General features: G+C 61.1%; 19 protein-coding genes. 10 read left to right on the top strand and 9 right to left on the bottom strand.

Annotation, left to right across the window (positions count from 1 at the left end; all coding sequences use genetic code 11):
* Positions 1-19: 19 nt before the first annotated feature.
* The 7 genes from RGV59_RS05225 to RGV59_RS05195 all read left to right on the top strand — a co-directional run bounded on the left by RGV59_RS05225 (position 20) and on the right by RGV59_RS05195 (position 6,195).
* Positions 20-1,168 (top strand): NAD(P)/FAD-dependent oxidoreductase, encoded by a 1,149-nt coding sequence (locus RGV59_RS05225; RefSeq protein ID WP_017849991.1) that lies wholly within the window; start codon positions 20-22, stop codon positions 1,166-1,168.
* 191 nt (positions 1,169-1,359) lie between these two features.
* Positions 1,360-1,635, top strand: coding sequence for an HU family DNA-binding protein (locus tag RGV59_RS05220; RefSeq protein ID WP_003213368.1), 276 nt, complete (start codon positions 1,360-1,362; stop codon positions 1,633-1,635).
* Between the two features lie 951 nt (positions 1,636-2,586).
* Positions 2,587-3,051 carry a hypothetical protein gene (locus tag RGV59_RS05215; RefSeq protein ID WP_017849989.1) on the top strand — a complete coding sequence of 155 codons (465 nt, stop codon included), beginning with the start codon at positions 2,587-2,589 and terminating at the stop codon, positions 3,049-3,051.
* Positions 3,052-3,305: 254 nt separating this feature from the next.
* Positions 3,306-3,740, top strand: coding sequence for a DUF1795 domain-containing protein (locus RGV59_RS05210; RefSeq protein ID WP_046381626.1), 435 nt, complete (start codon positions 3,306-3,308; stop codon positions 3,738-3,740).
* A 43-nt stretch (positions 3,741-3,783) separates the two neighbouring features.
* Positions 3,784-5,037 (top strand): PAAR domain-containing protein, encoded by a 1,254-nt coding sequence (locus RGV59_RS05205; protein ID WP_017849987.1) that lies wholly within the window; start codon positions 3,784-3,786, stop codon positions 5,035-5,037.
* A gap of 8 nt (positions 5,038-5,045) precedes the next feature.
* The gene (locus RGV59_RS05200) at positions 5,046-5,309 is read left to right on the top strand and encodes a hypothetical protein (protein WP_017849986.1); all 264 of its coding nucleotides are present in this window, start codon (positions 5,046-5,048) and stop codon (positions 5,307-5,309) included.
* A 460-nt stretch (positions 5,310-5,769) separates the two neighbouring features.
* Entirely contained in the window at positions 5,770-6,195 is a 426-nt protein-coding gene (locus RGV59_RS05195) for a guanosine-3',5'-bis(diphosphate) 3'-pyrophosphohydrolase (RefSeq protein ID WP_017849984.1), read from the top strand.
* A gap of 29 nt (positions 6,196-6,224) precedes the next feature.
* Here RGV59_RS05195 and RGV59_RS05190 read toward each other — a convergent pair whose 3' ends face one another.
* The 9 genes from RGV59_RS05190 to tssA all read right to left on the bottom strand — a co-directional run bounded on the left by RGV59_RS05190 (position 6,225) and on the right by tssA (position 18,175).
* Entirely contained in the window at positions 6,225-8,156 is a 1,932-nt protein-coding gene (locus tag RGV59_RS05190) for a type VI secretion system tip protein VgrG (RefSeq protein ID WP_322246917.1), read from the bottom strand.
* 159 nt (positions 8,157-8,315) lie between these two features.
* Complete coding sequence (tssH, locus tag RGV59_RS05185) at positions 8,316-10,979, bottom strand: type VI secretion system ATPase TssH (RefSeq protein ID WP_126585199.1); 2,664 nt, start codon at positions 10,977-10,979, stop codon at positions 8,316-8,318.
* Positions 10,972-12,015, bottom strand: coding sequence for a type VI secretion system baseplate subunit TssG (tssG, locus tag RGV59_RS05180; protein ID WP_046381629.1), 1,044 nt, complete (start codon positions 12,013-12,015; stop codon positions 10,972-10,974). The genes tssH and tssG overlap by 8 nt, the downstream gene beginning before the upstream one ends.
* Positions 11,979-13,838, bottom strand: a complete 1,860-nt coding sequence (tssF, locus tag RGV59_RS05175; RefSeq protein WP_104904235.1) for a type VI secretion system baseplate subunit TssF — start codon at positions 13,836-13,838, stop codon at positions 11,979-11,981. The genes tssG and tssF overlap by 37 nt, the downstream gene beginning before the upstream one ends.
* Entirely contained in the window at positions 13,835-14,350 is a 516-nt protein-coding gene (gene tssE, locus RGV59_RS05170) for a type VI secretion system baseplate subunit TssE (RefSeq protein WP_005792513.1), read from the bottom strand. The genes tssF and tssE overlap by 4 nt, the downstream gene beginning before the upstream one ends.
* A gap of 78 nt (positions 14,351-14,428) precedes the next feature.
* The gene (locus RGV59_RS05165; RefSeq protein ID WP_003195562.1) at positions 14,429-14,917 is read right to left on the bottom strand and encodes an Hcp family type VI secretion system effector; all 489 of its coding nucleotides are present in this window, start codon (positions 14,915-14,917) and stop codon (positions 14,429-14,431) included.
* A 175-nt stretch (positions 14,918-15,092) separates the two neighbouring features.
* Positions 15,093-16,589: a type VI secretion system contractile sheath large subunit gene (gene tssC, locus RGV59_RS05160; protein ID WP_046488991.1), complete on the bottom strand. Its 1,497-nt coding sequence runs from the start codon at positions 16,587-16,589 to the stop codon at positions 15,093-15,095.
* 2 nt (positions 16,590-16,591) lie between these two features.
* The gene (tssB, locus tag RGV59_RS05155; RefSeq protein WP_017849978.1) at positions 16,592-17,098 is read right to left on the bottom strand and encodes a type VI secretion system contractile sheath small subunit; all 507 of its coding nucleotides are present in this window, start codon (positions 17,096-17,098) and stop codon (positions 16,592-16,594) included.
* A gap of 54 nt (positions 17,099-17,152) precedes the next feature.
* Positions 17,153-18,175: a type VI secretion system protein TssA gene (tssA, locus tag RGV59_RS05150; protein ID WP_126585198.1), complete on the bottom strand. Its 1,023-nt coding sequence runs from the start codon at positions 18,173-18,175 to the stop codon at positions 17,153-17,155.
* Positions 18,176-18,569: 394 nt separating this feature from the next.
* On the opposite strand from tssA, the gene tagH reads away from it, so the two are divergent.
* Genes tagH through tssK form a run of 3 tightly spaced genes read left to right on the top strand, consistent with a single transcriptional unit; the run spans position 18,570 to position 21,822 of the window.
* Positions 18,570-19,904, top strand: a complete 1,335-nt coding sequence (gene tagH / locus RGV59_RS05145) for a type VI secretion system-associated FHA domain protein TagH (protein ID WP_126585197.1) — start codon at positions 18,570-18,572, stop codon at positions 19,902-19,904.
* 52 nt (positions 19,905-19,956) lie between these two features.
* The gene (gene tssJ, locus RGV59_RS05140) at positions 19,957-20,469 is read left to right on the top strand and encodes a type VI secretion system lipoprotein TssJ (protein ID WP_017849975.1); all 513 of its coding nucleotides are present in this window, start codon (positions 19,957-19,959) and stop codon (positions 20,467-20,469) included.
* 18 nt (positions 20,470-20,487) lie between these two features.
* Positions 20,488-21,822: a type VI secretion system baseplate subunit TssK gene (tssK, locus tag RGV59_RS05135; RefSeq protein ID WP_046381634.1), complete on the top strand. Its 1,335-nt coding sequence runs from the start codon at positions 20,488-20,490 to the stop codon at positions 21,820-21,822.
* Positions 21,823-21,828 lie beyond the last annotated feature (6 nt).

Below are 21,828 nucleotides of genomic sequence, written 5' to 3'. Positions count from 1 at the left end.
GTACTACAAGGAGAAAGGAATGAACGCACCTGTCGTGATCATCGGCACAGGGCTCGCCGGTTACAACGTGGCCCGCGAGTTTCGCAAGCTCGACAGCGATACCCCGTTGTTGCTGATCACCGCGGATGATGGGCGCTCCTACTCCAAGCCCATGCTCTCCACCGGCTTTGCCAAGAACAAGGAAGCCGATGGCCTGAGCATGGCTGAACCCGGCGCCATGGCCGAGCAACTCAAGGCCGAGGTACGCACTCATACCCGTATCACCGGTATTGACCCGGGCCACAAGCGCTTGTGGATCGGCGAAGAAGCGGTGACTTACCGCGACCTGGTCCTGGCCTGGGGCGCGGAAACCGTGCGCGTGCCGGTCGAAGGCGACGCCGCGGAGCTGATTTTCCCGATCAACGATCTTGAAGACTACGCCCGCTTTCGCGCGGCAGCCGTCGGTAAACGCCGCGTGCTGCTGCTTGGCGCCGGCCTGATCGGCTGCGAATTCGCCAACGACCTGATCCTCGGCGGCTACGAAATCGACCTGGTGGCACCGTGCGAGCAAGTCATGCCGACCCTGCTGCACCCAGCGGCGGCCGCAGCGGTACAAGCCGGGCTGGAAGGCCTTGGGGCGCGCTTCCACCTGGGCCCGGTGCTCAACCGCCTGCAACGCAGCGCCGAAGGTCTGGAAGCGCACCTGTCGGACGGTGAAGTGATCCAGTGCGACCTGGTGGTCTCGGCCATCGGCCTGCGCCCGCGTGTCGACCTGGCCGCGGCTGCCGGCTTGCAGGTCAACCGTGGGATCGTGGTCGACCGCCACCTCAAGACCTCCCACGCCAACATCTATGCCCTGGGCGACTGCGCCGAGGTCGATGGCCTGAACCTGCTGTACGTCATGCCGCTGATGAGCTGCGCTCGCGCCTTGGCCCAGACGCTGGCGGGCAACGCCACGGCCGTCAGCTACGGGCCGATGCCGGTCACCGTGAAAACCCCGGTCTGCCCGCTGGTGGTTTCGCCACCGCCACGGGGCACCGAAGGCGTGTGGAGCGTCGAAGGGCAGGGCGCCGACATCAAGGCCCTGTGCCGCGATGCCAGCGGCCGCCTGCTGGGCTACGCGCTGACCGGCAGCGCCGTGATGGAAAAACTGGCGTTGAACAAAGAACTTCCGCCGCTGCTGGCGTAAATACCGGTCGTTCTGTCGGAATAACCCTATTTTTCACCCTAGAAAGGTCGCCACGAGACTGGCGCGGCGTCCGAGGGCATGCCATCCTCACTCCCGTCTGCCGCAGAGTAGAGCCTGCGGCGCCTTGGGCGCTGCTCCATTAGAGAGCAGCACGGACATAACAACAAAAAACCGTCAAAGAGGCTTCACTTATGCGTAAACCAGAACTCGCAGCCGCCATCGCTGAAAAAGCGGACCTCACCAAAGAACAGGCGAATCGCGTCCTCAACGCCGTTCTCGAAGAAATCACCGGCGCCCTGCACCGCAAGGACAGCGTCACCCTGGTTGGCTTCGGCACCTTCCTGCAACGCCACCGCGGCGCCCGCACCGGCAAAAACCCGCAAACCGGTGAGCCTGTGAAAATCAAGGCCAGCAATACCGTTGCGTTCAAGCCGGGCAAGTCGCTCAAAGACAGCGTCAACCCGTAATAGCGGTATCGTCTCGAAGGGGGCGGGGAGGTAGAAAAAGTGGGCACGCCGACTGGGTCGGGTGCCCATTTTTTGTGCGCGTGGAAAAGCAATCGAGGCGCAAGGAGGGGGCTCACGGCTTATACAGTTATTAGTATTAGCGGGGCAGAGTTTTTTATTGTTTGTAAAGGACGATTACTTACGCATTGGAACTTAATGGGTACGAGGCGCCACCTATTAGTCGAGATTGCAGGGACGCGCTCAAGACTATTTTAAAGAGGTGTCTCAATGAAACTCACTGATCTAACTTATATTCCTCCAAATACTCCATCACCTCAGCCAACTGTGCCAGGAAACTCAGTTCCGTTGACGTCGGGTAATGGGCAGCAAACGGCTGACTCCTCGAAGATTGTATATGGTTCGAATGCGGGTAACGGAGGGGGTATTGAATATCCCACGGCGAGTAATGAGAAAATAGGTGCTTCTGAGTTAAGTGGCGCTACTAAGGCTGGCGGAGGACGCAGGGGGGGAGGGTCAAGTGGACGTGGAGGTTCCGGAAGTGGATCGAATCCAGGTTCGAATCCAGGATCGAATCCAGGTTCGAATCCAGGATCGAATCCAGGATCGAATCCAGGTTCGAATCCAGGATCGAATCCAGGTTCGAATCCAGGTTCGAATCCAGGTTCGAATCCTCTGCCAAATGGGCAAGGAGGTCCGAATCCTCAGGCAAATGGATCAGGGGGCTCCAATCCTCGGTCAAATAAACAAAGAGGCTCCCATCCTCTGCCAAACCCCAAAGCCGCGTCACCTGGTATTAAGGACTCTTTAAAGACCACGCAAAATATTAACGATCTACACGATAAAAATGGGTTCCCGCCGCTCTCTTCTGAACTGGCGTCCAGCGCGCGCAACTCACTTATCAGTGGGGGGGTAAATTCACTGGTGAATATCCCGTTGAGTGTGGGGGAACATATGGCTTCCAAAGCCATCATCGATAGAATCGAAGCGCAAGCTGCAATGCCAGGCGCGGCAAAAAAGAACGCGGACGGCACGACCACGACCGTAGACCCGGCTGCAACAGAAAAGCAAAAAATAGACGCGCGCCTCGAAGACAGTGAAATAAAAACAGAGTTGATGGTCAACCAGATCCTTTCCATTAACGAAGGATCTGAGGCTAATGCGGTTAGTAAAAAATCGGAGGCACCAAAAGACACAGCCGGGCGCTTGACCAATCAAGAAAAAACCATGGATGGCATAGAAGCCCAGTTGCAAGACCTGGGTACACGATACGACCTTGTTTATAAACCGTATGAAGCGCCGAAGTCGTCGGATGCACCGACTGACAAGTCTCGTATGGATGCGATTGAACTGCGCCACAAGCACATGAACAGAATGATTAAAAGATTGATAACGCTTGTAGAATCGGATGTAACGTAGTCTTGATAAACTCTTGATTCAAGAGTGGAGAGTGGCGGATTTGTTTAGGCAAGTCCGCCCTGTCCGTAAAATTTTAATAGCGGTGCGGTCTCGAAGGGCTGCGGGACGGTAGGAAAAATGGGCATGCCGACTGGGTTGGGTGCCCATTTTTGGTGGGACGGGACCAGGGAATCTCCCTCGGCTTGATTGTTGTGGCGCATTACCCGAGTATTTGCGCTTTCCCGAGTCACTCACATCCATGGAAAGCGATCACTGTGACCCTCTACAGAATTCAAGAAGCGGACCTCGACATCCCTGATGCCTGGCAGGACCAGAGTATCAATATCTTCAAGCTGCCGGCCGTTGGCGGCGCCAAGGAAGCCAGTTTTGTCATCAGTCGTGATGCCTCCCAAGGCGACGCGATCTTCGCGGATTACATCGACAAGCAAGTGAAGAGCGCAGAGCAGCAATTGCCTGAGTTCAAGTTGGTCCAACGATGGGACACGGTGCTGCATGAACATGCCGCCACATTGCTGGATTACACCTGGAAGCGTGAAGGGCGCGAACTGATGTTGCGCCAGATGTTTATCGAACGAAAACCGGCCGTGCTGATCACCACATTGACGACCACGCCGAGTGATCTGGCTCATCACGAGACTGCCTGGAAAATTGCCATGAGCAGCCTCAAACCCCTTGTGTCAGGCACCTGATTCATACACGGCAGCGGTTTAACCAATACGGCAGATAGACGCAATGGATGCGCAAGCAGCAGCACGCTTGGGTGATGAAATAGCCCACGGTTTTGGGGTCATGTCGATGATCGCCGGCGCTGTGGCGGGCGCATTGATTGGAGCTGCAGTCATCGCTGCCACCGTTGCCACAGGTGGAGTGGCGGTGGCGATCATGGCAGGCTCGGTCGCTGCGGGCGGTTTGTCGATGTTCCAAATCGTCAAAGGTCTAAATACGCTTTTCAACCTACCCGAACCTACCACGGGGAAGTTGTTGAAGGGCAGTTTCAATGTCTATATCAATGGCCTCAATGCGATGCGAGCGGGAGAGGACATCGCCTCGTCCTGTACCGGTTTTCCGATGAGTCACCCAATGTGGCCGTTTCCGGTATTGATCGCCGAAGGCAGTGCCACGGTCTTTATCAACGGCAAGCCGGCGGCCCGCTTGCATAGCAAAATGGTCTGCGGTGCACATATCAAGAGTGGCAGCCCCAATACGTTTATCGGTGGGCCGACAGTTTCGGTTGCGTTTGTTCTTGATATCGAAGGTTGGATGCATTCCGGGCTGGAGCTTATGGGGCTGCTGGCAGCCGGCGCTGCACTGGTAATGGCCGCCATGGTGGGTCTTGCGGTACTTGTCGAGTTTGTCGTGATCGGCGGCCTGGTTTTAGGCGGCATGACCCTACTGGGTGAATTGGGTGACCGGCTTGGGCCGGGCTATCGAGATCTGCTCCAAGGCGTGGCAGGTATGGCGATGCTAGGGCTGAGTCCGAAGATGGCAAGGTTGGCGACGCCTAAGTACAAACTTGGCGTGACTGAGGCTGATATCCTGGCAATGCCGAAGGGAAGCCGACCCAATGCCGATACCTACCTCTCACCTAAGTACGTAAGCGAACATCTAGCCCAGTTCGATAAAGGCGCCTCGCGCTTCATGACAAAGTCCAACCTCGACAAGTACGGAATTGCTCAGCGTGATGGCACCTCCTTCATTATGCCCAAGCACGAGGCGGATCAATTGCTGGCCAACGCCAAGGGTGACCCGAGAGCGTTGGAGCAGGCGCTTGGATTACCGAAAAACACGCTGGATAACAGCACTCTGGTTCGCATCGATATCCCCGCCCCGAAAGACTTGAATCTACGGATTCCCTCCGGGAACGAGGCCGGGGCGAATGAGTTATGGATTCCTGGCGGTAAACTGCCTACGGGCAGCAGTGAGGCAGTCATTGACGCAGGCAGTATTGCGCCCACTGACTTCAGTTGGACGCCATTAGGATTTTAGAGGTGATCATGAAATTTCAGGATGTTTTTGTAAGTCGGGAGCACATGTTTTCCGTTGGAGTCGAAAAGGAGTCGGGTCGTTTTTACGTATCCATACCGGTCAGCAACGGTATGGTCGATTACGAGGAATATTATGAAATTGATCGGGCAACTTTTGAACTGTTCAAGCGTGACCCGAACGCTGCTCTACCGTTCGTCATGCGTTGTCGCAAGCGCGAGTTGGACGAGCTGTTGCTGATTCAGCCGGGAACGAACCGAGGCACGGCGATCTGACGTTTCAACATCGTCTACCCACACTTCTGAAAGGATCTATGGAAAGGAGTGCTGACGCGCTCGGTAGGTTGTTGGGTGATGGCACCTACAATGCGGTAGCGGCGAAAGCCAACGTCGAAGATGGGCTGGGCCACAAGTACTATGAGGCGTGGCGAGTGCTAGACCCAAACAGTGCCGAAGCAAAAGCCATTGCCAATAAGAGCAAAGCCTATTACGACGCGATAAGGGGGAGCAGTGGCAATTGATTTTGAAGCGCTTTTGACCCGGGATGTGTTCATCGACTACAACTTCGAAGAAGTCATGTATCGCTGGGATCATCGAGAGAAAAAATATACGTCAAGTTCTATGGCGCACAAGAGCGTACTGAGCCGGTTGCTCCTGACCGTCGTCTGTATCGGGAAGCGTTGTGCTCGGGCCGGGAAATCACTCGTGAGCAATATGAAAAAGGATTTACACGTCAATGAGTATTCTCGACACCGTCATTGCGCTGGCCTGTCGTGTTCATGCTGGGCAGCTGGATAAGTCTGGCAAGCCTTACATTCTGCATCCGCTGCGCTTGATGTTGAAATTCGAGACATTGGATGAGCAGGTTGTCAGCGTTCTGCACGATGTTGTCGAAGACAGTGATGTCACCCTGGATGAATTAAGACAATTAGGCCTCAGCGAGCACGTGATACGTGCCATCGACTGTCTCTCAAAGCGTCCTGGCGAAGTCTACGAAGACTTTATCGCGCGGATTCGGCCTGACGAGTTGGCGCGCAAGGTGAAAATCGAAGATATCCGGGACAACCTCAACCTCACGCGATTGCCCACCCTAGAGGCCAAGGACCTGGAACGGATCGCCAAATATCACAAAGCGCTGCGCTATCTTTTGCTGTCGACCTGATCGACTGGGCAGGCGCTCTGTCTGCCTTGTCAGCGCTTGGGAAAGAAGGCTTTCACCGCTGCATCAATAACGCTTTTGATGCCTTTACCCTTGTTATCCACGGCACAAGCATTGCCCGCATTGAGGTCCAGCCGGCCGCCTGTATCGATATTGCCGTTACCACTGGCGTAAATATTGAACGCGGTACCCGAGATGTTGATCTCGCCACTGGCATTGAACTCCAGCACGCTCTTTCCACAGACCAGTCGAATTTGCGATCCTGCCTCGATCAGGTATTGGGTGTTGATACTGTCGCTCTTGGCCCCGCCGACATGCAAAGCATCGTTAGCCAACACCGCGCGCAGGCGGTCATTACCGATTCTGACCGTCTCGTTGTGATCCACAGTGCTGTGGCGGTCATGCCCCACCCAATGGCCTTCGTCATTTTCTACGGCAATATCCTGATTACGCTCCGCGTGGATATAGAGTTGCTCGGCGCCTTTTTTGTCCTCCATGCGGATTTCGTTGAAATTGGCGGGTGAGCCACCCTTGCTGGAGCGGCTTTTCATACCACTTTGTGTGGCATTCTCGGGCAGTTTGTACGGCACCGTCTGCTCCGCGTTGTACACCCGCCCAGTAATAATCGGCCGGTCGGGGTCGCCTTCCAGAAAGCTCACAATCACCTCCTGGCCGATCCGTGGGATCTGCATCGAGCCCCAGTTCTTGCCGGCCCAGGATTGCGATACGCGTATCCAGCACGAGCTGTTTTCGTTGGACTGGTCGTGGCGGTCCCAGTAGAAATGCACCTTCACGCGGCCGTACTGGTCGGTCCAGATTTCCTCGCCTTTGGGGCCGACCACCAGCGCGGTCTGCGGGCCTTTGACGATGGGGCGATAGGTGTTGGCCAGCGGGCGGAAGCTTTGTTGGGCGTCGATGCAGGTCAGGCTGCTGTCGAACTGCGCCGAGCTGGAGCCGCCGCCGCTTTCCAGGCTTTCCTGAACGATGTAATAGCGGCAGCCGACGATCAGGTATTCGCGGTTCTGGTCCTGGCGACTGAAGCCGGTGAGGCTGAACAGGTGGCCGGAACCGAGGCCGCGGGCGTTGCCGTTGAATTCGATTTGTTCATGCAGGGTTTGCAGGGCTTCGATGCGGGTGCGCGCGTAGTGTTCGCCGTCCGCGCTTTGCACGTAGGTGCCGGGGTAGTCGTACAACGGGTAGTCGCCGGCGGCGTGCGGGCGCGGCATCGCCGAGCGCACGTCGATGCTCGCGCTGGGGCGCTGGAAGTCGTAGTCGTTGAGCTCCAGCGAGCCCGGTTGCACTTGCTGGGCCAGGTGCCAGTTGTACAGGTGGTCGCGTTCGCGTTGCTGCTCGTCCTTGGGGTAGTACGGAATCGACGCGTAGCCCGGCACCGTGGCGTGGGCGCCGTAGGCATCGGCCAGCACCAGCACGTGGCGGTCCTGTTCATGGCGAAAGAAGTAGTAGATGCCTTCCTGTTCCATCAAGCGGCTGACGAAATCGAAGCTGGTCTCGCGGTACTGCACGCAGTATTCCCACTCGCGGTACGGCCGGCTCAGGGCGTCTTCGAAGTCGGAAAAGCCGAGGTCGCGGAACACTTGTTTGATGATCTGCGGGATGCTCAGGTTCTGAAAAATCCGGCAGTCCGACGTGCGGCTCAGCAGCCACAGCCACGGGCGCAGCGTCACCTGGTAGCTGGCGAACTGGCCCTGGTCGATGCTCTGGCTGCACTGCGCGACGATGCCGTGAAAGTGCCGCTCGCCGCCGTCCGCCAATTGCACGCCGACGCTCATCGGCTTGCCCAGCAACTGGTTGAGGTCGATGTTGGCGTCCACGGAGGTCAGTTGCAGCTCATAGGCGAACAGCCGGCCCAACTCTTCGCCGCCACCCATTTGATTGAGCAACAGCACGTCCGGCCCGAGGGGACTGGTGATTTTGGCCAGGCGTGAGGTTTGGTTGAATAGCATCGGTTAACCCGTAAATTGCGTAATAGCTGAAGAAACCGGCTGCAAATGTGGGAGGGGGCTTGCCCCCGATAGCAGTGTGTCAGTTGATGCATCTGGTGACTGATTCACCGCCATCGGGGGCAAGCCCCCTCCCACATTTAAACCGCATTCCAACAGTCGTTATTCGGCGTCGCTGAAGTCGTAGTGCAATTCATTATCCCGGCTACTGATCCGCACACCCGCCAGCGCCTTGCCTTCGAGCATGCGCGTGAGGAATTCACGGCTCATGTCCGGCAGCAGGCTGTTGGTGAGGATCGTGTCGATCATGCGCCCGCCGCTTTCGGTCTCGGTGCAGCGCGAGACGATCAAATCGACCACCGCGTCGTCGTAATCGAAGGCGACTTTGTGGGTGTTCTGCACACGCTTCTTGATGCGCTCGAGTTGCAGGCGGGTGATCGCCTTGAGCATCTCGTCGCTCAGCGGGTAATACGGGATGGTCACCAGTCGGCCGAGCAGTGCGGGCGGGAAAATTTCCAGCAGCGGCTGGCGCAGGGCTTTGGCAATGTCTTCCGGCGCGGGGATGTTCGCCGGGTCTTTGCAGACCTGGGAAATCAACTCGGTGCCGGCGTTAGTGGTCAGCAGGATCAGCGTGTTCTTGAAGTCGATGACCCGGCCTTCGCCGTCTTCCATCACGCCCTTGTCGAACACCTGGAAGAAGATCTCGTGTACGTCCGGGTGGGCTTTTTCCACCTCGTCCAGCAGCACCACGCTGTAGGGTTTGCGCCGTACCGCTTCGGTCAGCACGCCGCCTTCGCCGTAGCCGATGTAGCCCGGTGGCGCGCCCTTGAGGGTCGACACGGTGTGGGCTTCCTGGAACTCGCTCATGTTGATGGTGATGACGTTCTGCTCGCCGCCGTACATGGCTTCGGCCAGGGCCAGGGCGGTTTCGGTCTTGCCCACGCCGGAGGTGCCGGCCAGCATGAACACGCCGATCGGCTTGCTCGGGTTGTCGAGGCCGGCGCGGGAGGTCTGGATGCGCTTGGCGATCATCTGCAAGGCGTGGTCCTGGCCGATGATGCGTTTCTTCAGGTGCTGGTCGAGGTTGAGCACGGTTTCCAGTTCGTTGCGCGCCATGCGGCCGACCGGGATGCCGGTCCAGTCGGCGACCACCGAGGCCACGGCCTGGTAATCCACGGTCGGCAGGATCAGCGGGGTTTCGCCTTGCAGCGCGGTGAGGCGTTGCTGCAGGTCGACCAATTGCGCACGCAACTCATCGTTGCCGCTGTCGACCACGCCGACTTTTTCACGCAACGTCGCGCGGGTGGCGAGCAACTCATCGACCAGGGTTTTCTCTTCGGCCCAGCGGCTTTCCAGGCTGGCCAGGCGCTCGCGCTCGGCACTCAGCAGGGCTTCGCTGTTGCTCTGGCGCGCCCCGATGGCGATTCCGATCGCATGCTCGCGGGCGATGATCTGCAGCTCGGTTGCCAGGGCTTCGATGCGGCGACGGCTGTCGTCGACTTCGGCCGGCACCGCATGCAGGCTGATGGCGACGCGGGCGCAGGCGGTGTCCAGCAGGCTGACGGATTTATCCGGCAACTGGCGCGCCGGGATGTAGCGGTGGGACAGCTTCACCGAGGCTTCCAGTGCTTCGTCGAGGATCTGCACCTGATGGTGTTTCTCCATGGTCGAGGCCACGCCGCGCATCATCAGCAGCGCCTTGTCTTCCGACGGTTCGGCCACCTGCACTACCTGGAAACGGCGGGTCAGGGCCGGGTCTTTTTCGATGTGTTTCTTGTACTCGGCCCAGGTGGTCGCGGCCACGGTACGCAAGGTGCCGCGGGCCAGGGCCGGTTTGAGCAGGTTGGCTGCGTCACCGGTGCCGGCGGCACCACCGGCACCCACCAGGGTGTGGGCTTCGTCGATGAACAGGATGATCGGCTTCGGCGAGGCCTGGACGTCTTCGATGACCTGGCGCAGGCGCTGTTCGAACTCGCCTTTCATGCTGGCGCCGGCTTGCAGCAGGCCGACGTCGAGGCTGCGCAGTTCCACGTCTTTCAGCGCGGGCGGCACGTCGCCGGCGACGATGCGCAGGGCGAAGCCTTCGACCACGGCCGTCTTGCCCACGCCGGCTTCACCGGTGAGGATCGGGTTGTTCTGGCGTCGACGCATGAGGATATCCACCAACTGGCGGATCTCTTCGTCGCGGCCGACGATCGGGTCGAGCTTGCCGCTGCGTGCCTGTTCGGTCAGGTCGACCGTGAAACGCTTGAGCGCTTCCTGCTTGCCCATCGCACTCGGCGCCATCGCACCGCTGGCTTCGCCTGGAACGGCGCCGGCGTTGAAACCGTCGCTGGCCGTCAACGCATTCTCCGGCGAGTCGCCGACGTACTCGTCAAAGCGTTCGCTCAGGGCTTCGGTCTTGACCTTGTCGAACTCCGCCGACAAACCCAACAGCGCATGGCGCAGGCTCGGCGTCTTCAGAATGCCCAGCAGCAGATAACCGGTACGCACCTGGCTTTCGCCGAACATCAGGCTGCCGTAGACCCAGCCGCGCTCCACGGCTTCTTCCACATGGGAGGACAGGTCGGTGATCGAAGTCGAGCCCCGCGGCAGGCGGTCGAGGGCTTCGGTCAGGTCGCGGGCCAGGCGCGCCGGTTCCACGTTGAACTGACGGATGATGCGGTGCAGGTCCGAGTCCTGCAGTTGCAGCAACTGGTGAAACCAGTGGGCCAGTTCCACATACGGATTGCCCCGCAGCTTGCAGAACACCGTGGCGGCTTCGATGGCTTTGTAGGCCACGCTGTTGAGTTTGCCGAACAGTGCGGCGCGACTGATTTCACCCATGCTCTGGATTCCTTGAGGTGGTGGCGTGATCGGCGTAATGCCGGGCCAGGATTAGGTCGTTGGCATCAACCGCAGGGCGGCCGAGCCAGGTATTGAAGCCCAGGCGGAACCGGCCGTTGAGTTGCAGCGCCGGGACTTCGGGTTGTTGCAGAACCAGGTTCAAGTCCCAGTCCAATTCATGGCCCAGGTACTCGGCCACCCAGGCCACCAGCTCGTTGAACGGCTGGCTGCCGGGCAGCATGCCCATGTAGTCGTCCAGCGCGAGCGGGCCCAGGCGGATGCGGAATTTGTGCTGGCGGTCCCACACATGGCTGCCCAGGCAGAAGTCCACGCCGAGCCGGTTGGCGCTGACCCCGACGCGACTGCGCTCGGGCAGCTCGAGCCATTGACCGATGTATTCTTCGATCTCTACCGGCAGGCCGAAGTACTCGCCAAGGATCGCCTTCAAGCCATCCGGGTAGCGGGTCTGCGCCGACAGGTGGCCGCTGTAATGCAGCTTTGCCGTGTCGGGGATCAGCCCCTGGTTGAGCAGGCTCGGCATGCCCCGACCGCTCAAGGCCGCGAGGCGCGCCGACCAGTAATCATCGTCCGGGCGGTCGTGGCTGACGGTCGGCCGCGCCTCGGCCCAGGCCCGGTAGAACAGGCTCAACAGGCGATGGTGGAAGATATCCAGGAACTGTTTGCTGGTGCTGTCGGCATTGTTGCGCTGGCGTTCGCGCACGTACTCGGTGATGTGCAGCGGCAGCGGGCCGTTGGGTCCGCCGAGGCCGAAAAAGTACTGCTGCAGCCGCGCTGGCTTGCCGTCGCCAGCGGGGTCGACCGAGGCCAGGGTGGCCGGGGCGAAGGTGCAGTCGGCCTGTTGCCCGAGGCGCAGCGGGTCGTCCGCCAGGCGCAGGGACTGGCCCAGGCGCGGCAGGTCCGGCGATTCGCACTCGATACGCCGCAGCGCCTGGAAGAAATCGTATTCCCAGGGCTCCTGGTGCATCGCATCCAGGGTACTCACAGGGTCGGACGACGTCCGGGCTTGGCTTTCCATCGCATGATCTCGCCGCGTTCGGTGGTACGGATCACCGTCTCGGTAAAACTGTTGATCGACACGTAGCGTGCCAGGAAACGTTCCAGTACCGCACCGAGCAGGAACACGCCGGTGCCGCGAAACGCGTTTTCATCGAATTCCAAGGTGATTTCCAGGCCGCGTCCAAACACGATCGGGCCGGGCATCGGCAGGCGCCGGGTCACCGCTTTGCTGCTGACTTCGCGCAGGCCTTCGATCTGCAATTGCAGGGCAGCGTCGTTGCTGTCGCCATACAGGCGCAGCAGTTCGCGCAAGGCGCCTGCGCCCTGGCCCTGTTCGCTCAGGGACAAGTAGTTGAGCGACAGCTGGCTGATCAGGCGCCAGGCCTTGGCGTCATGGGCGTGGCTGGCGCGCGGGCGGCTCGGCCCGGCGACGCAGCGCACGGCCAGCACCGGGGCGCTGTCGGCGAGGGTAAAGTCGGTCTTACCATTGCCCACGCTCATGAACAGCGGCAAATCGCGGTTGGTACACAGCGCGCTCACGCCGAGTTGGCGCAGGTCGTGGCGATAGGGCGCTTGCTGGCTGTCCACCAGGCTGACGAAGGTTTCGCTGCCCACGTAGGTGGAGCGCGGGCCGTTGCGCCGCTGGTCGCTGGACAGCACCCGCGGCTCACGGCGCACGGTGTAGTACGCCTGGTCGCGGCCATAACGCGAGGGGTCGCGCACCGCATAGAACGGCAGGAACGGCTGCTCCGGCCCGGTGCCGTGGCCGGTGATGCCGTCGAGGGAGTGAATCTCGAAATCCATCGGCCGCGTGCGGTCGGCGATCACATGGTGTTCGTTGACCCGCTCGGACAAGTGGATACGGTCCACGCGTTTCGGGAACAGGTTGATCGCCGGGGTGCAGAACGGCAGGAACTGCGCGGCGCCGACGCTGCCTTCCAGGCTCGGTTCGTGGCGGTCGAACAGCACGATCAGTTCCAGTTCCTGGCCGTCGCAACGCTTGACCGCACGGCTCAGCTCGGCGAACTCGATGAACAGGAAGCGGTGGGGCAGGGCGAAGTATTCCTGCAGCAACCGATAGCCCTGGAACGCCCGCGCCACCACGGGCATGGCCGCGTCGGCGTCGTCGAAACCGCGCGAGCGCAGCGCGTCTGGTGGCAGGCGCTCGACCCAATCGCCCCCCGGCTTGCGCGCAAACACCGCGCAGGCATTGCCCAGTAATTGTTCGTAGAGGCGGAACGGTTGCTCATCCGCACCGCTGAGGTACAGCGGCAGGTTGTCCAGCGCGAGGCTGTTGAACGGCAACTCGGCGCCGGTGCGCAGGGTCAGGCGCAAACCGGCCTTGGCTTTCGGTTCGCTGGCCGCCAGGCGCCCGAGCACGGCGGCTGGGTTGCCAAAGTACTCGGCGTGGCTGACCTGCAACGGCCACAGCGTCACCGGGTGAGCGGTGCGGTACTCGCAGCAGGTCTGGGTTTCGCGGCCCAACGCGGCGCGCAATACGCTGTCGCGCGGCAACGGGAAACCGCTGGCCAGGGAGCCTTCATCCGGGTCGGTCTGCAGTTGCACCACGGTCATCGACGGGGTCGGCGCCAGGTAGTGTGGGTAGGCGATTTCCAGCAGGTTATGGGTGAAGGTCGGGTACTCGGCGTCGAGCTTGAGCTGCACGCGGGCGGTGAGGTAGGCAAAGCCTTCGAGCAGACGTTCGACGTAGGGGTCGGCGCAGTCCATGCCGGACAGGCTCAGCCGACTGGCGATCTTCGGGTATTCCTTGGCGAACTCGGCGGCGCTTTCGCGCACGTGGTGCAGTTCCTGGTTGTACAGCTCCAGCAGGCGCGGGTTCATGGGCGTCTCCGCTGGTCGGCGTTGACCACGCGTACATGGCCCGACTCCAGGTCCAAGTCGGTTTGCAGCAGCAGGCGCAACGGCACCGGCTGCGCCCACAGGTCGCCTTCGATCTCGAAGCTCAGGGCGTTGTGGTTCATCTCGCCATGGCCGACACGGGCTTTGACCCGCAGGGTGTGGCGCAGAATACGTGGCTCAAAGGTGGCGATCGCCTGGTAGATCAGGGCTTCCAGGGCCTTGATGTCGACGCTGGAAACACTGTTGCCCGCCAGCGCCGGCAGGCCGTAATTGACCACCGAGGTGCCGGCCGGGGTGTGCAGGGTGGCATCGGCGTCGAGCAACGACGTGGTGTTGAGCAGCCACGCCAGGTCACGCAGCACCGAGGCCTTCAATTGGGTAAGGGACAGCACGCGCTTGTCGGCGCTTTCCTTCGGGTTGGTTGGGTCGTCGTCGGTCAACCGGTCCAACAGGGACGGTTGCAGACGGTCGCGGGAAGCGATTTCAGTTACCACCAAAGCAGCTCCACGGACGGGTTGCGAGAGGGACAAAGTGCCTGGGGCCGTGGCGCTGGGCCACGGCCGCCAGGGCTATCAGCGCTTGGTGTTGGAACGGATGTTCCAGCCAAACTTGATCGCGCCGCCGTCTTTGGTGCCGTCGGCTTTCTGCGGTTGGTAGTCGACCATCACCTGGGCGAAGTTCAGGGTGACGTTTTCGGTCAGGCGATCATCGGAGCCCGAACCGCCAGTGCTCAGGGACGTGACCAGCACTTCTTCCAGGTTGATCACCATGTATTCGACCTGGCTTTCACCACCGGCCTTGCGCACGGTCAGCTTGACCTTGTCGATGTGCTTGCCGCTGGCGCAGTGCATCATCAGGTTCGGCGAGGCCTTGTCGACGTACTTGGTCAGCGACAGGTCCTGGATGTTCACCTTGCCCGCGCCGCCGCCACCGCCTACGTGCATGTTGCCGGACTGGGACATGCCCCAGCTCCAGTTCAGCACGTCGATTTCGTCCTTGTGGGCTTTGTCCATGGACTCGCCCTTGATGTCGCCGATCTTGATGAAAATATCAACAGCCATGTTTTCTCCCTGTGTGGACTCAGCCACTGTATTTGTTAACGCCGCCGACCCCTGTAGGAGCGAGCTTGCTCGCGAAGGTCGTCAACGGTGACGCGGGCATCCTGGATGAACGCAGCGCCTTCAAGTTTTTCGCGAGCAGGCTCGCTCCTACAGGGAGCGAGCCAGTCCCGATTTTTTATGCGCTTTTCGCCGAAGGCAGTTTCGATACCAGGCGCAGCGACACGGTCAGCCCTTCGAGCTGGTAGTGCGGGCGCAGGTAGAACTTGGAGTTGTAGTAACCCGGGTTGCCCTCGACGTCTTCCACGATCACTTCGGCTGCCGCCAGTGGGTGCTGGGCCTTGGTGGTTTCGGTGGAGTGCGCCGGGTCGCCGTCGACGTAGTTGAGGATCCAATCCTGCAACCAGCGCTGCATTTCGTCCTTCTCTTTGAAGGAACCGATCTTGTCGCGCACGATGCACTTCAAGTAGTGCGCGAAACGGCAGGTGGCGAACAGGTACGGCAGGCGTGCGGCCAGGTTGGCGTTGGCGGTGGCGTCCGGGTCGTCGTACTCGGCCGGCTTCTGCAGCGACTGCGCGCCGATGAACGCGGCGAAGTCGGTGTTCTTCTTGTGCAGCAGCGGCATGAAACCGTTCTTCGCCAGCTCTGCTTCACGACGGTCGCTGATGGCGATTTCGGTCGGGCACTTCATGTCCACGCCACCGTCATCGGTAGGGAACGTGTGGGCCGGCAGGTTTTCCACTTCACCGCCGGACTCCACGCCACGGATGCGCGAGCACCAGCCGTAGTGTTTGAACGAACGGTTGATGTTCACCGCCATCGCGTAAGCGGCGTTGGCCCAGGTGTACTTGGAGCTGTCGGCGCCGTCGGTGTTTTCTTCGAAGGCGAAGGCTTCCACCGGGTCGGTCTTGGCGCCATACGGCAGGCGCGCGAGGAAGCGCGGCATGGTCAGGCCGATGTAGCGCGAGTCTTCCGATTCACGCAGCGAGCGCCAGCCGGCGTATTCCGGGGTGGTGAAGATCTTGGTCAGGTCGCGCGGGTTCGACAGTTCCTGCCACGAGCCCATGCCCATCACGGTCGGCGAAGCGGCCGCGATGAACGGGGCGTGCATGGCGGCGCAGACTTTGGACAATTCGCCCAACAGCTCGACATCCGGTGGCGACTGGTCGAAGTAGTAGTCGCCGACCAGGCAACCGTAAGGTTCGCCGCCGAACTGGCCGTATTCTTCTTCGTACATCTTCTTGAAGATCGGGCTCTGGTCCCAGGCGGTGCCCTTGAATTTCTTCAGGGTCTTGTGCAGGTCCGGTTTGGAGATGTTGAGCACGCGGATCTTCAGCTGCTCATCGCTCTCGGTGTTGTTGACCAGGTAGTGCAGGCCACGCCAGGCGCTTTCCAGCTGCTGGAAATCCGGGTGGTGGATGACCTGGTTGACCTGGGCGGTGAGCTTGGCGTCGATGGCGGCGATGATCGATTCGATCGACTTGATCGCGTCGTTGGACACCAGGTCAGTCTGTGCCAGCGCCTGCTCGGCGAGTGTCCGCACGGCGGTTTCCACGGCTTCGCGGGCACGCTCGGTCTTCGGTTTGAACTCTTGCAGCAACAGCGAGGCGAACTCGCTGGTTTCTTCGGTGGCGCCCAGGTTCTGAGCGCTTTCGCGCACGGTATTCTCGGTCATGATTACTGCTCCCCTGCCGGCTTCGGCGCGCTCGCAAGGGCCTGCAGCAATGCCGGGTCCTTGATCGCTTTCATGATGATTTCTTCAGCGCCGGTCTTGCCGTCCATGTAGGTCAGCAGGTTGGCCAACTGGGTACGGGCTTCGAGCAGCTTGTTCAGCGCATCGACCTTGCGAGCCACGGCGGCCGGGCTGAAGTCGTCCATGCTTTCGAAAGTGATGTCCAGGCTCAGGTTGCCTTCGCCGGTCAGCTCGTTGGGTACGTGGAACGCTACGCGCGGTTGCATGGCCTTGAGGCGCGAGTCGAAGTTGTCGACGTCCACTTCAAGGAACTTGCGGTCGGCCACGGGCGCGAGGGGCTCGGCGGGTTTGCCGGCGAGGTCGGCCATCACACCCATCACGAAGGGCAGCTGGACCTTTTTCTCGGCGCCGTAGAGCTCGACGTCGTACTCGATCTGCACTCGAGGCGCGCGGTTGCGCGCGATGAATTTCTGAGAACTTTGCTTCGCCACGTTGCTGCTCCTGGTCGCTTGAGCGACGGTGTTGTTACTGCGCAGTCGGGCGGCTTACTCGCCGTCCGGGCCACGCAGGTTTTCAAATTGGGACATGCCGTCGGGAATCAGATTGCGCACGATGGCCGCGAAGTCGGCATGCACCAGATGCTTTGCGCGGTTCAACAGCACCGGCAGCGGGCTCGAAGGCTCGTGACGGGTGTAGTACGCAAGGATCTTGTCGAGGCTGCGCAGCACGTCATCGCGGTTGGCGATGTCGCCGCTGGGGCGCGGTGCGGTGGGGGCGGCGGCGAAGTCGGCCGAGGGGGCATTGTCGTCACTGACGGCCTCGGGTTCGCGGCTGCCGGTCTCACCGTTCGGTACACATTGGCTGAGGATCTGCAGCGCTTGCTTGAGCGGTTGCTTCAACAGGCTGAGGTCGACGCCCTGGGCCGAGCCGACCTGGTCGCTGACCTGTTGTTCGATGGCTTCGCAGGCGGCACGCGCGGTGCTCAAGGCGTCGCGGGTGGCTTGCAGTTGCTCGGGGTCGCTGTCGAGGAACGCGGCGTTGAGCTGCTGGGCGCCGAGTTGTTCATCGGGAAAACTCATCAGGCCGCTGGCGTTCAGCGCGGCGCGCAGGCTCACGGCGCCGAAGGTGCGCGAGCGCGTGAGGATGCTTTCGCGCAGCAGGCGGATCGTCGCGTCGCCGGTCAAGCCGGACAGCGCGTTGATACGCACGGTGGGGTCGTTATCGTCGTCGGCATCCAGGCGCGGGTGCAGGTCGGCCCAGTATTCGCGCAGCAGCGCGTTGATCAGCGTGAGCGCGTCGGCCAACCCGGCCACACCCTGGAGGGCGAGGGCGCTTTGCAGCAGGAAATGGGTGATGCGCAGGTCTTTGCTGCGTTGCAACAGGTCGAGGCTTTGCTGCTGGATGCTGCGCCAGTCCGGCGGTTCGGCAGGCAGGATGGCGTCGCCCATGCTGCGCTCGGGCTGCCCCTTGGCATCACGCTCCAGTTGTAGAAATTGCGCGTCATATTCCATGTCTTCGCCACATGGCGAAGTCGCGGAAACGGCGGCGAGCAGCAACGGCACATCCACTGAAATCGATCTCCCTATCGGCCCGTTAGATGACGGGCAATTCATGCATTAGTTGCGTGATGAACTTTGCATGTTTTCTTGGTCATATACATGTGGCGCCACTAATGTGCCATCACTGGTATTCAAGAAGTTGTGCATTTTTGGTGTAGTAGTTATGGCTTGTCAAGGTAAGCTATTCGCCCTCTGTGACAGATGTGCGGTACTTAACAACCTGCGCGACTGGTGAGTCGAGTGGTGTTCCACGACAGGGTTTTTGTCATTGAGGCCAGTTAAGATCTGCGATCATGCTGGCAAAAAGCAGATTATGACCGTGGTTTGCGTCGCCTGGCGCGATCTCTCGGGAAAGGCGCTCGCCGGGAATCGATTGCGCGCGAAGTATCAGCAAGGAGGCAAGATGTCGCTGTGTTTGACTATCACTAGTTATCACAAGATTACCCCTGGGCAGTGTGCCGAAAAGTCCTTGAACCAGGGCTCGATAGCTATCGGCCGCAGCTCGGATAATGACTGGGTATTGCCTGATCCCGAGCGTCTGGTGTCCTCGAAACATTGCGTAATTCAATACAAAGATGGTCGTTATTATTTAACCGATAACAGTACAAACGGTGTGGAGTTGGTTAACGCCGGCATCCGTCTGCGCCGGGGTAATAGCGAGCCGTTGCAGGATGGCGAGCTGATCCGCATCGGTGATTACGAAATCCAGGCGCGCATCGATTTCAACGTACAGGCTGCGGATAGCCAGGCGTTTGCCGGGGATTCCCCGAACAGTTTTGAAGCGCTGATGGGCGCCGTCGCCAGCAAGCCGGTAGCCACGCCAGTGATCGCGCCGCAGTTCCAGGGCGCGTCGTCGATGGACACCTTGCCGGACCTCTTCGATTTTCTCAGCCCGACCGCCGTGCCGCCGCCGACCGTGGCCGATCATGTGCCGTCCGAGCAACACGACTTCCGCCCGCCGACCCCGGTGGCCGTGCCGGTGCCGGTGGTCGAGCCGCCGGCCGCGTCGGGCTCGGTCATTCCCGAGGATTGGGACCTGTTTGGCGACACACCGGCGCCGGTGGTCAGCGCACCGCCACCGCCACCGCCTGCGCCGGTGATCGCGCCGCCACCTGTGGTCGAGCCTGTGCTCCCGGCGGCCGCCGCCCAGCAACCCGATCTTTTGCACGCCTTCCTGCGCGGCGCCGGCCTGGACCCATTGCGCCTGGACAAGGCCCAGGCCGAAGCCCAGATGGAAAGCATCGGCCGCAGCTACCGGCTGATGGTCGAAGGCCTGATCGACGTGTTGCGTGCCCGCGCCAGCCTCAAGGGCGAATTCCGCATGCAGCAGACGATGATCCAGCCCGCGGAAAACAATCCGTTGAAATTCGCCCCGAATGCCGACGAAGCGCTACAGCTGCTGCTGCGTCATGGCAACCAAGCGTTTATGGCACCGGACATCGCAGTGCGCGACAGTTTCGACGACCTGCGCGCTCACCAATTGGCGGTGATGGCCGGTGTGGAAGCGGCCATCAAACACCTGCTCAGCCGCTTCGAACCGGCGCAGCTGGAGGAACGCATGGGCAAGCCCGGCGGGCTGTCGAGCCTGTTCAGCGGCTCGCGCCAGGCCCAGTACTGGCAGCAGTTCACCGAGCTTTACAGCAATATTTCCCGCGAGGCCCAGGAAGATTTCCAGGACCTGTTCGGCCGCGAATTCAGCCGAGCCTACGAAGAGCACAGCGCACGCCAGCGTCGCTGAGCCGCAACACATGGATAAAACGGAAAGCTAAGTACGTCATTGAGGACGAAGGATGATTCCCAGGTTTTTACTCGCAGTGGCCAGCCTGCTGATGCTGGCGGCATGTACCAAGGATGTCGCCGAACCCCAGGCCAGCGCCGCCGAGGTTGAAGCGAACAGCGCTGCCGTCGAGTTGCACTTTCACGCGATTGCCGGGCTCAACCCCGGCGCCAACGGCCAGGCCGCCCCGGTGCGCGTGCGGATTTTCGAACTGAAAAACGCCGCCACCTTCGGCCGTTCGGATTACTTCGCCCTGGCTGACCACGCGCAATCCACCCTCGGCCTCGACCTGCTGGACCAGGACGAAGTGATGGTGCAGCCCGGCCAGCAGTTGAGCATCCAGCGCGACCTCGACCCGTCCACCCGCCAGATCGGCCTGTTGGTGGGCTACCGCGAGCTGGACCGCGCGCAATGGCGCACGGTGCTCAACGTGCCGCCGCGCCAATACACCGAATACCAGATCAGCCTCGATGTGCGCGCCGTGCGTGCGGACGTCGTGGTTTCCCCATCCAGCCCAGCCCAATAACAAGCAATCGGAGCCCCCATGTCCTGGAACAATCGCGTGGTCTGGTCGGAAGGCATGTTCATCGGAACGCAGCACTTCCAGCAGCATGACCGTTACCTGGAAAACCTGATCGACGCCCGCAGTCGCCCGTTGTCGGCCGGGGCCTGGGGGTTTTCCGAGCTGCTGATCGATCAGGGCCTGCTGGCCCAGGGCAAGCTGGCGATTGTGTCGGCACGCGGCCTGCTGCCCGACGGCACGCCGTTCAATATCCCCCAGGATGACTTGGCGCCCAGCCCGCTGAATATCGACGACAGCCTGCGCGACGGTCTCGTCTACCTGGCCTTGCCGCTCAAGCGCGCAGGGGCCCGCGACACCGTCGACGACGGCGAAGCGCTTGGCGCCGCCCGCTACGTGAGCCAGGTGCGCGAAGTGCGTGACGACAACGCACCGTTCGAGAACCGCGCCCCGGTGGCCGTCGGCTCCCGTGCGCTGCGCCTGTTGACCGCGCAGGACGGCATCAGCGATTACGCGGCCATCGGCCTGGTGCGTATCAAGGAAAAACGCGCCGACCGTGCGCTGGTCCTCGACGACAGCTACATCCCGCCAGTCCTCGATGTGGCCGCGAGCAAACCGCTGACCGCGTTTCGCAGCGAACTGCTCGGCCTGCTGCACCAGCGCGGCGAAGCCCTGGCCGGGCGCGTGGTCGCTTCGGGCGCGGGCGGCGCGTCGGAGATTGCCGACTTCATGCTGTTGCAACTGGTCAACCGTGCCCAGCCGCTGATCCAGCACCTCAGCCAACTGAGCCCGCTGCACCCGGAGCGGTTGTTCAGCGAACTGGTCAGCCTGGCCGGTGAGTTCGCTACCTTCTCCACCACCGGCCGGCGCCCCCAGGAATACCCGCAGTACCAGCACGACGACCTGGCCTTGAGTTTTGCCCCGGTGATGCAGGCCCTGCGTGAAGCGCTGTCGATGTTGATCGACAGCAAGGCCACGCCGATCCCGATCGTCGAGAAAGCCTACGGCATCCACGTGGCAATGCTCGCCGACAAAACCCTGATCGACAGCGCCAGTTTCATCCTCGTGGTACGCGCCGATGTGCCCGGCGAGACCCTGCGCGCGCGCTTCGGCCAGCAGAGCAAAGTCGGCTCGGTGGAGCACATTCGCGACCTGGTCAACCTGCAACTGCCGGGCATTGGCCTGCTGCCGTTGCCGGTGGCGCCGCGCCAACTGCCGTACCACGCAGGCTCGACCTATTACGAGCTGGACCGGGGCAGCGAGCACTGGCAGCAGTTGAGCAATTCCGGCGGCTTCGCCTTCCATATTGCCGGGCAGTTCCCGGGCTTGAACCTGGCCTTCTGGGCGATCCGAGGATAATCCGCG

This window comes from Pseudomonas sp. FG1 (assembly GCF_034313875.1).
Classification (GTDB): Bacteria; Pseudomonadota; Gammaproteobacteria; order Pseudomonadales; family Pseudomonadaceae; genus Aquipseudomonas; species Aquipseudomonas veronii.
Note: the sequence above shows the minus strand (reverse complement) of the source record. Positions and strands in the feature narration are given on the sequence as shown.

Excerpts from the sequence above, each read along its gene's own strand:
- tssC (WP_046488991.1), bottom strand. The coding sequence starts at position 16,589 with ATGACCGAGAATACCGTGCGCGAAAGCGCTCAGAACCTGGGCGCCACC.
- tagH (WP_126585197.1), top strand. The coding sequence starts at position 18,570 with ATGTCGCTGTGTTTGACTATCACTAGTTATCACAAGATTACCCCTGGG.
- tssH (WP_126585199.1), bottom strand. The coding sequence starts at position 10,979 with ATGGGTGAAATCAGTCGCGCCGCACTGTTCGGCAAACTCAACAGCGTG.
- RGV59_RS05165 (WP_003195562.1), bottom strand. The coding sequence starts at position 14,917 with ATGGCTGTTGATATTTTCATCAAGATCGGCGACATCAAGGGCGAGTCC.
- RGV59_RS05200 (WP_017849986.1), top strand. The coding sequence starts at position 5,046 with ATGAAATTTCAGGATGTTTTTGTAAGTCGGGAGCACATGTTTTCCGTT.
- tssF (WP_104904235.1), bottom strand. The coding sequence starts at position 13,838 with ATGAACCCGCGCCTGCTGGAGCTGTACAACCAGGAACTGCACCACGTG.
- RGV59_RS05215 (WP_017849989.1), top strand. The coding sequence starts at position 2,587 with ATGGCTTCCAAAGCCATCATCGATAGAATCGAAGCGCAAGCTGCAATG.
- tssK (WP_046381634.1), top strand. The coding sequence starts at position 20,488 with ATGTCCTGGAACAATCGCGTGGTCTGGTCGGAAGGCATGTTCATCGGA.
- RGV59_RS05220 (WP_003213368.1), top strand. The coding sequence starts at position 1,360 with ATGCGTAAACCAGAACTCGCAGCCGCCATCGCTGAAAAAGCGGACCTC.
- tssJ (WP_017849975.1), top strand. The coding sequence starts at position 19,957 with ATGATTCCCAGGTTTTTACTCGCAGTGGCCAGCCTGCTGATGCTGGCG.
- RGV59_RS05225 (WP_017849991.1), top strand. The coding sequence starts at position 20 with ATGAACGCACCTGTCGTGATCATCGGCACAGGGCTCGCCGGTTACAAC.
- RGV59_RS05205 (WP_017849987.1), top strand. The coding sequence starts at position 3,784 with ATGGATGCGCAAGCAGCAGCACGCTTGGGTGATGAAATAGCCCACGGT.
- tssG (WP_046381629.1), bottom strand. The coding sequence starts at position 12,015 with ATGGAAAGCCAAGCCCGGACGTCGTCCGACCCTGTGAGTACCCTGGAT.
- RGV59_RS05195 (WP_017849984.1), top strand. The coding sequence starts at position 5,770 with ATGAGTATTCTCGACACCGTCATTGCGCTGGCCTGTCGTGTTCATGCT.
- RGV59_RS05190 (WP_322246917.1), bottom strand. The coding sequence starts at position 8,156 with ATGCTATTCAACCAAACCTCACGCCTGGCCAAAATCACCAGTCCCCTC.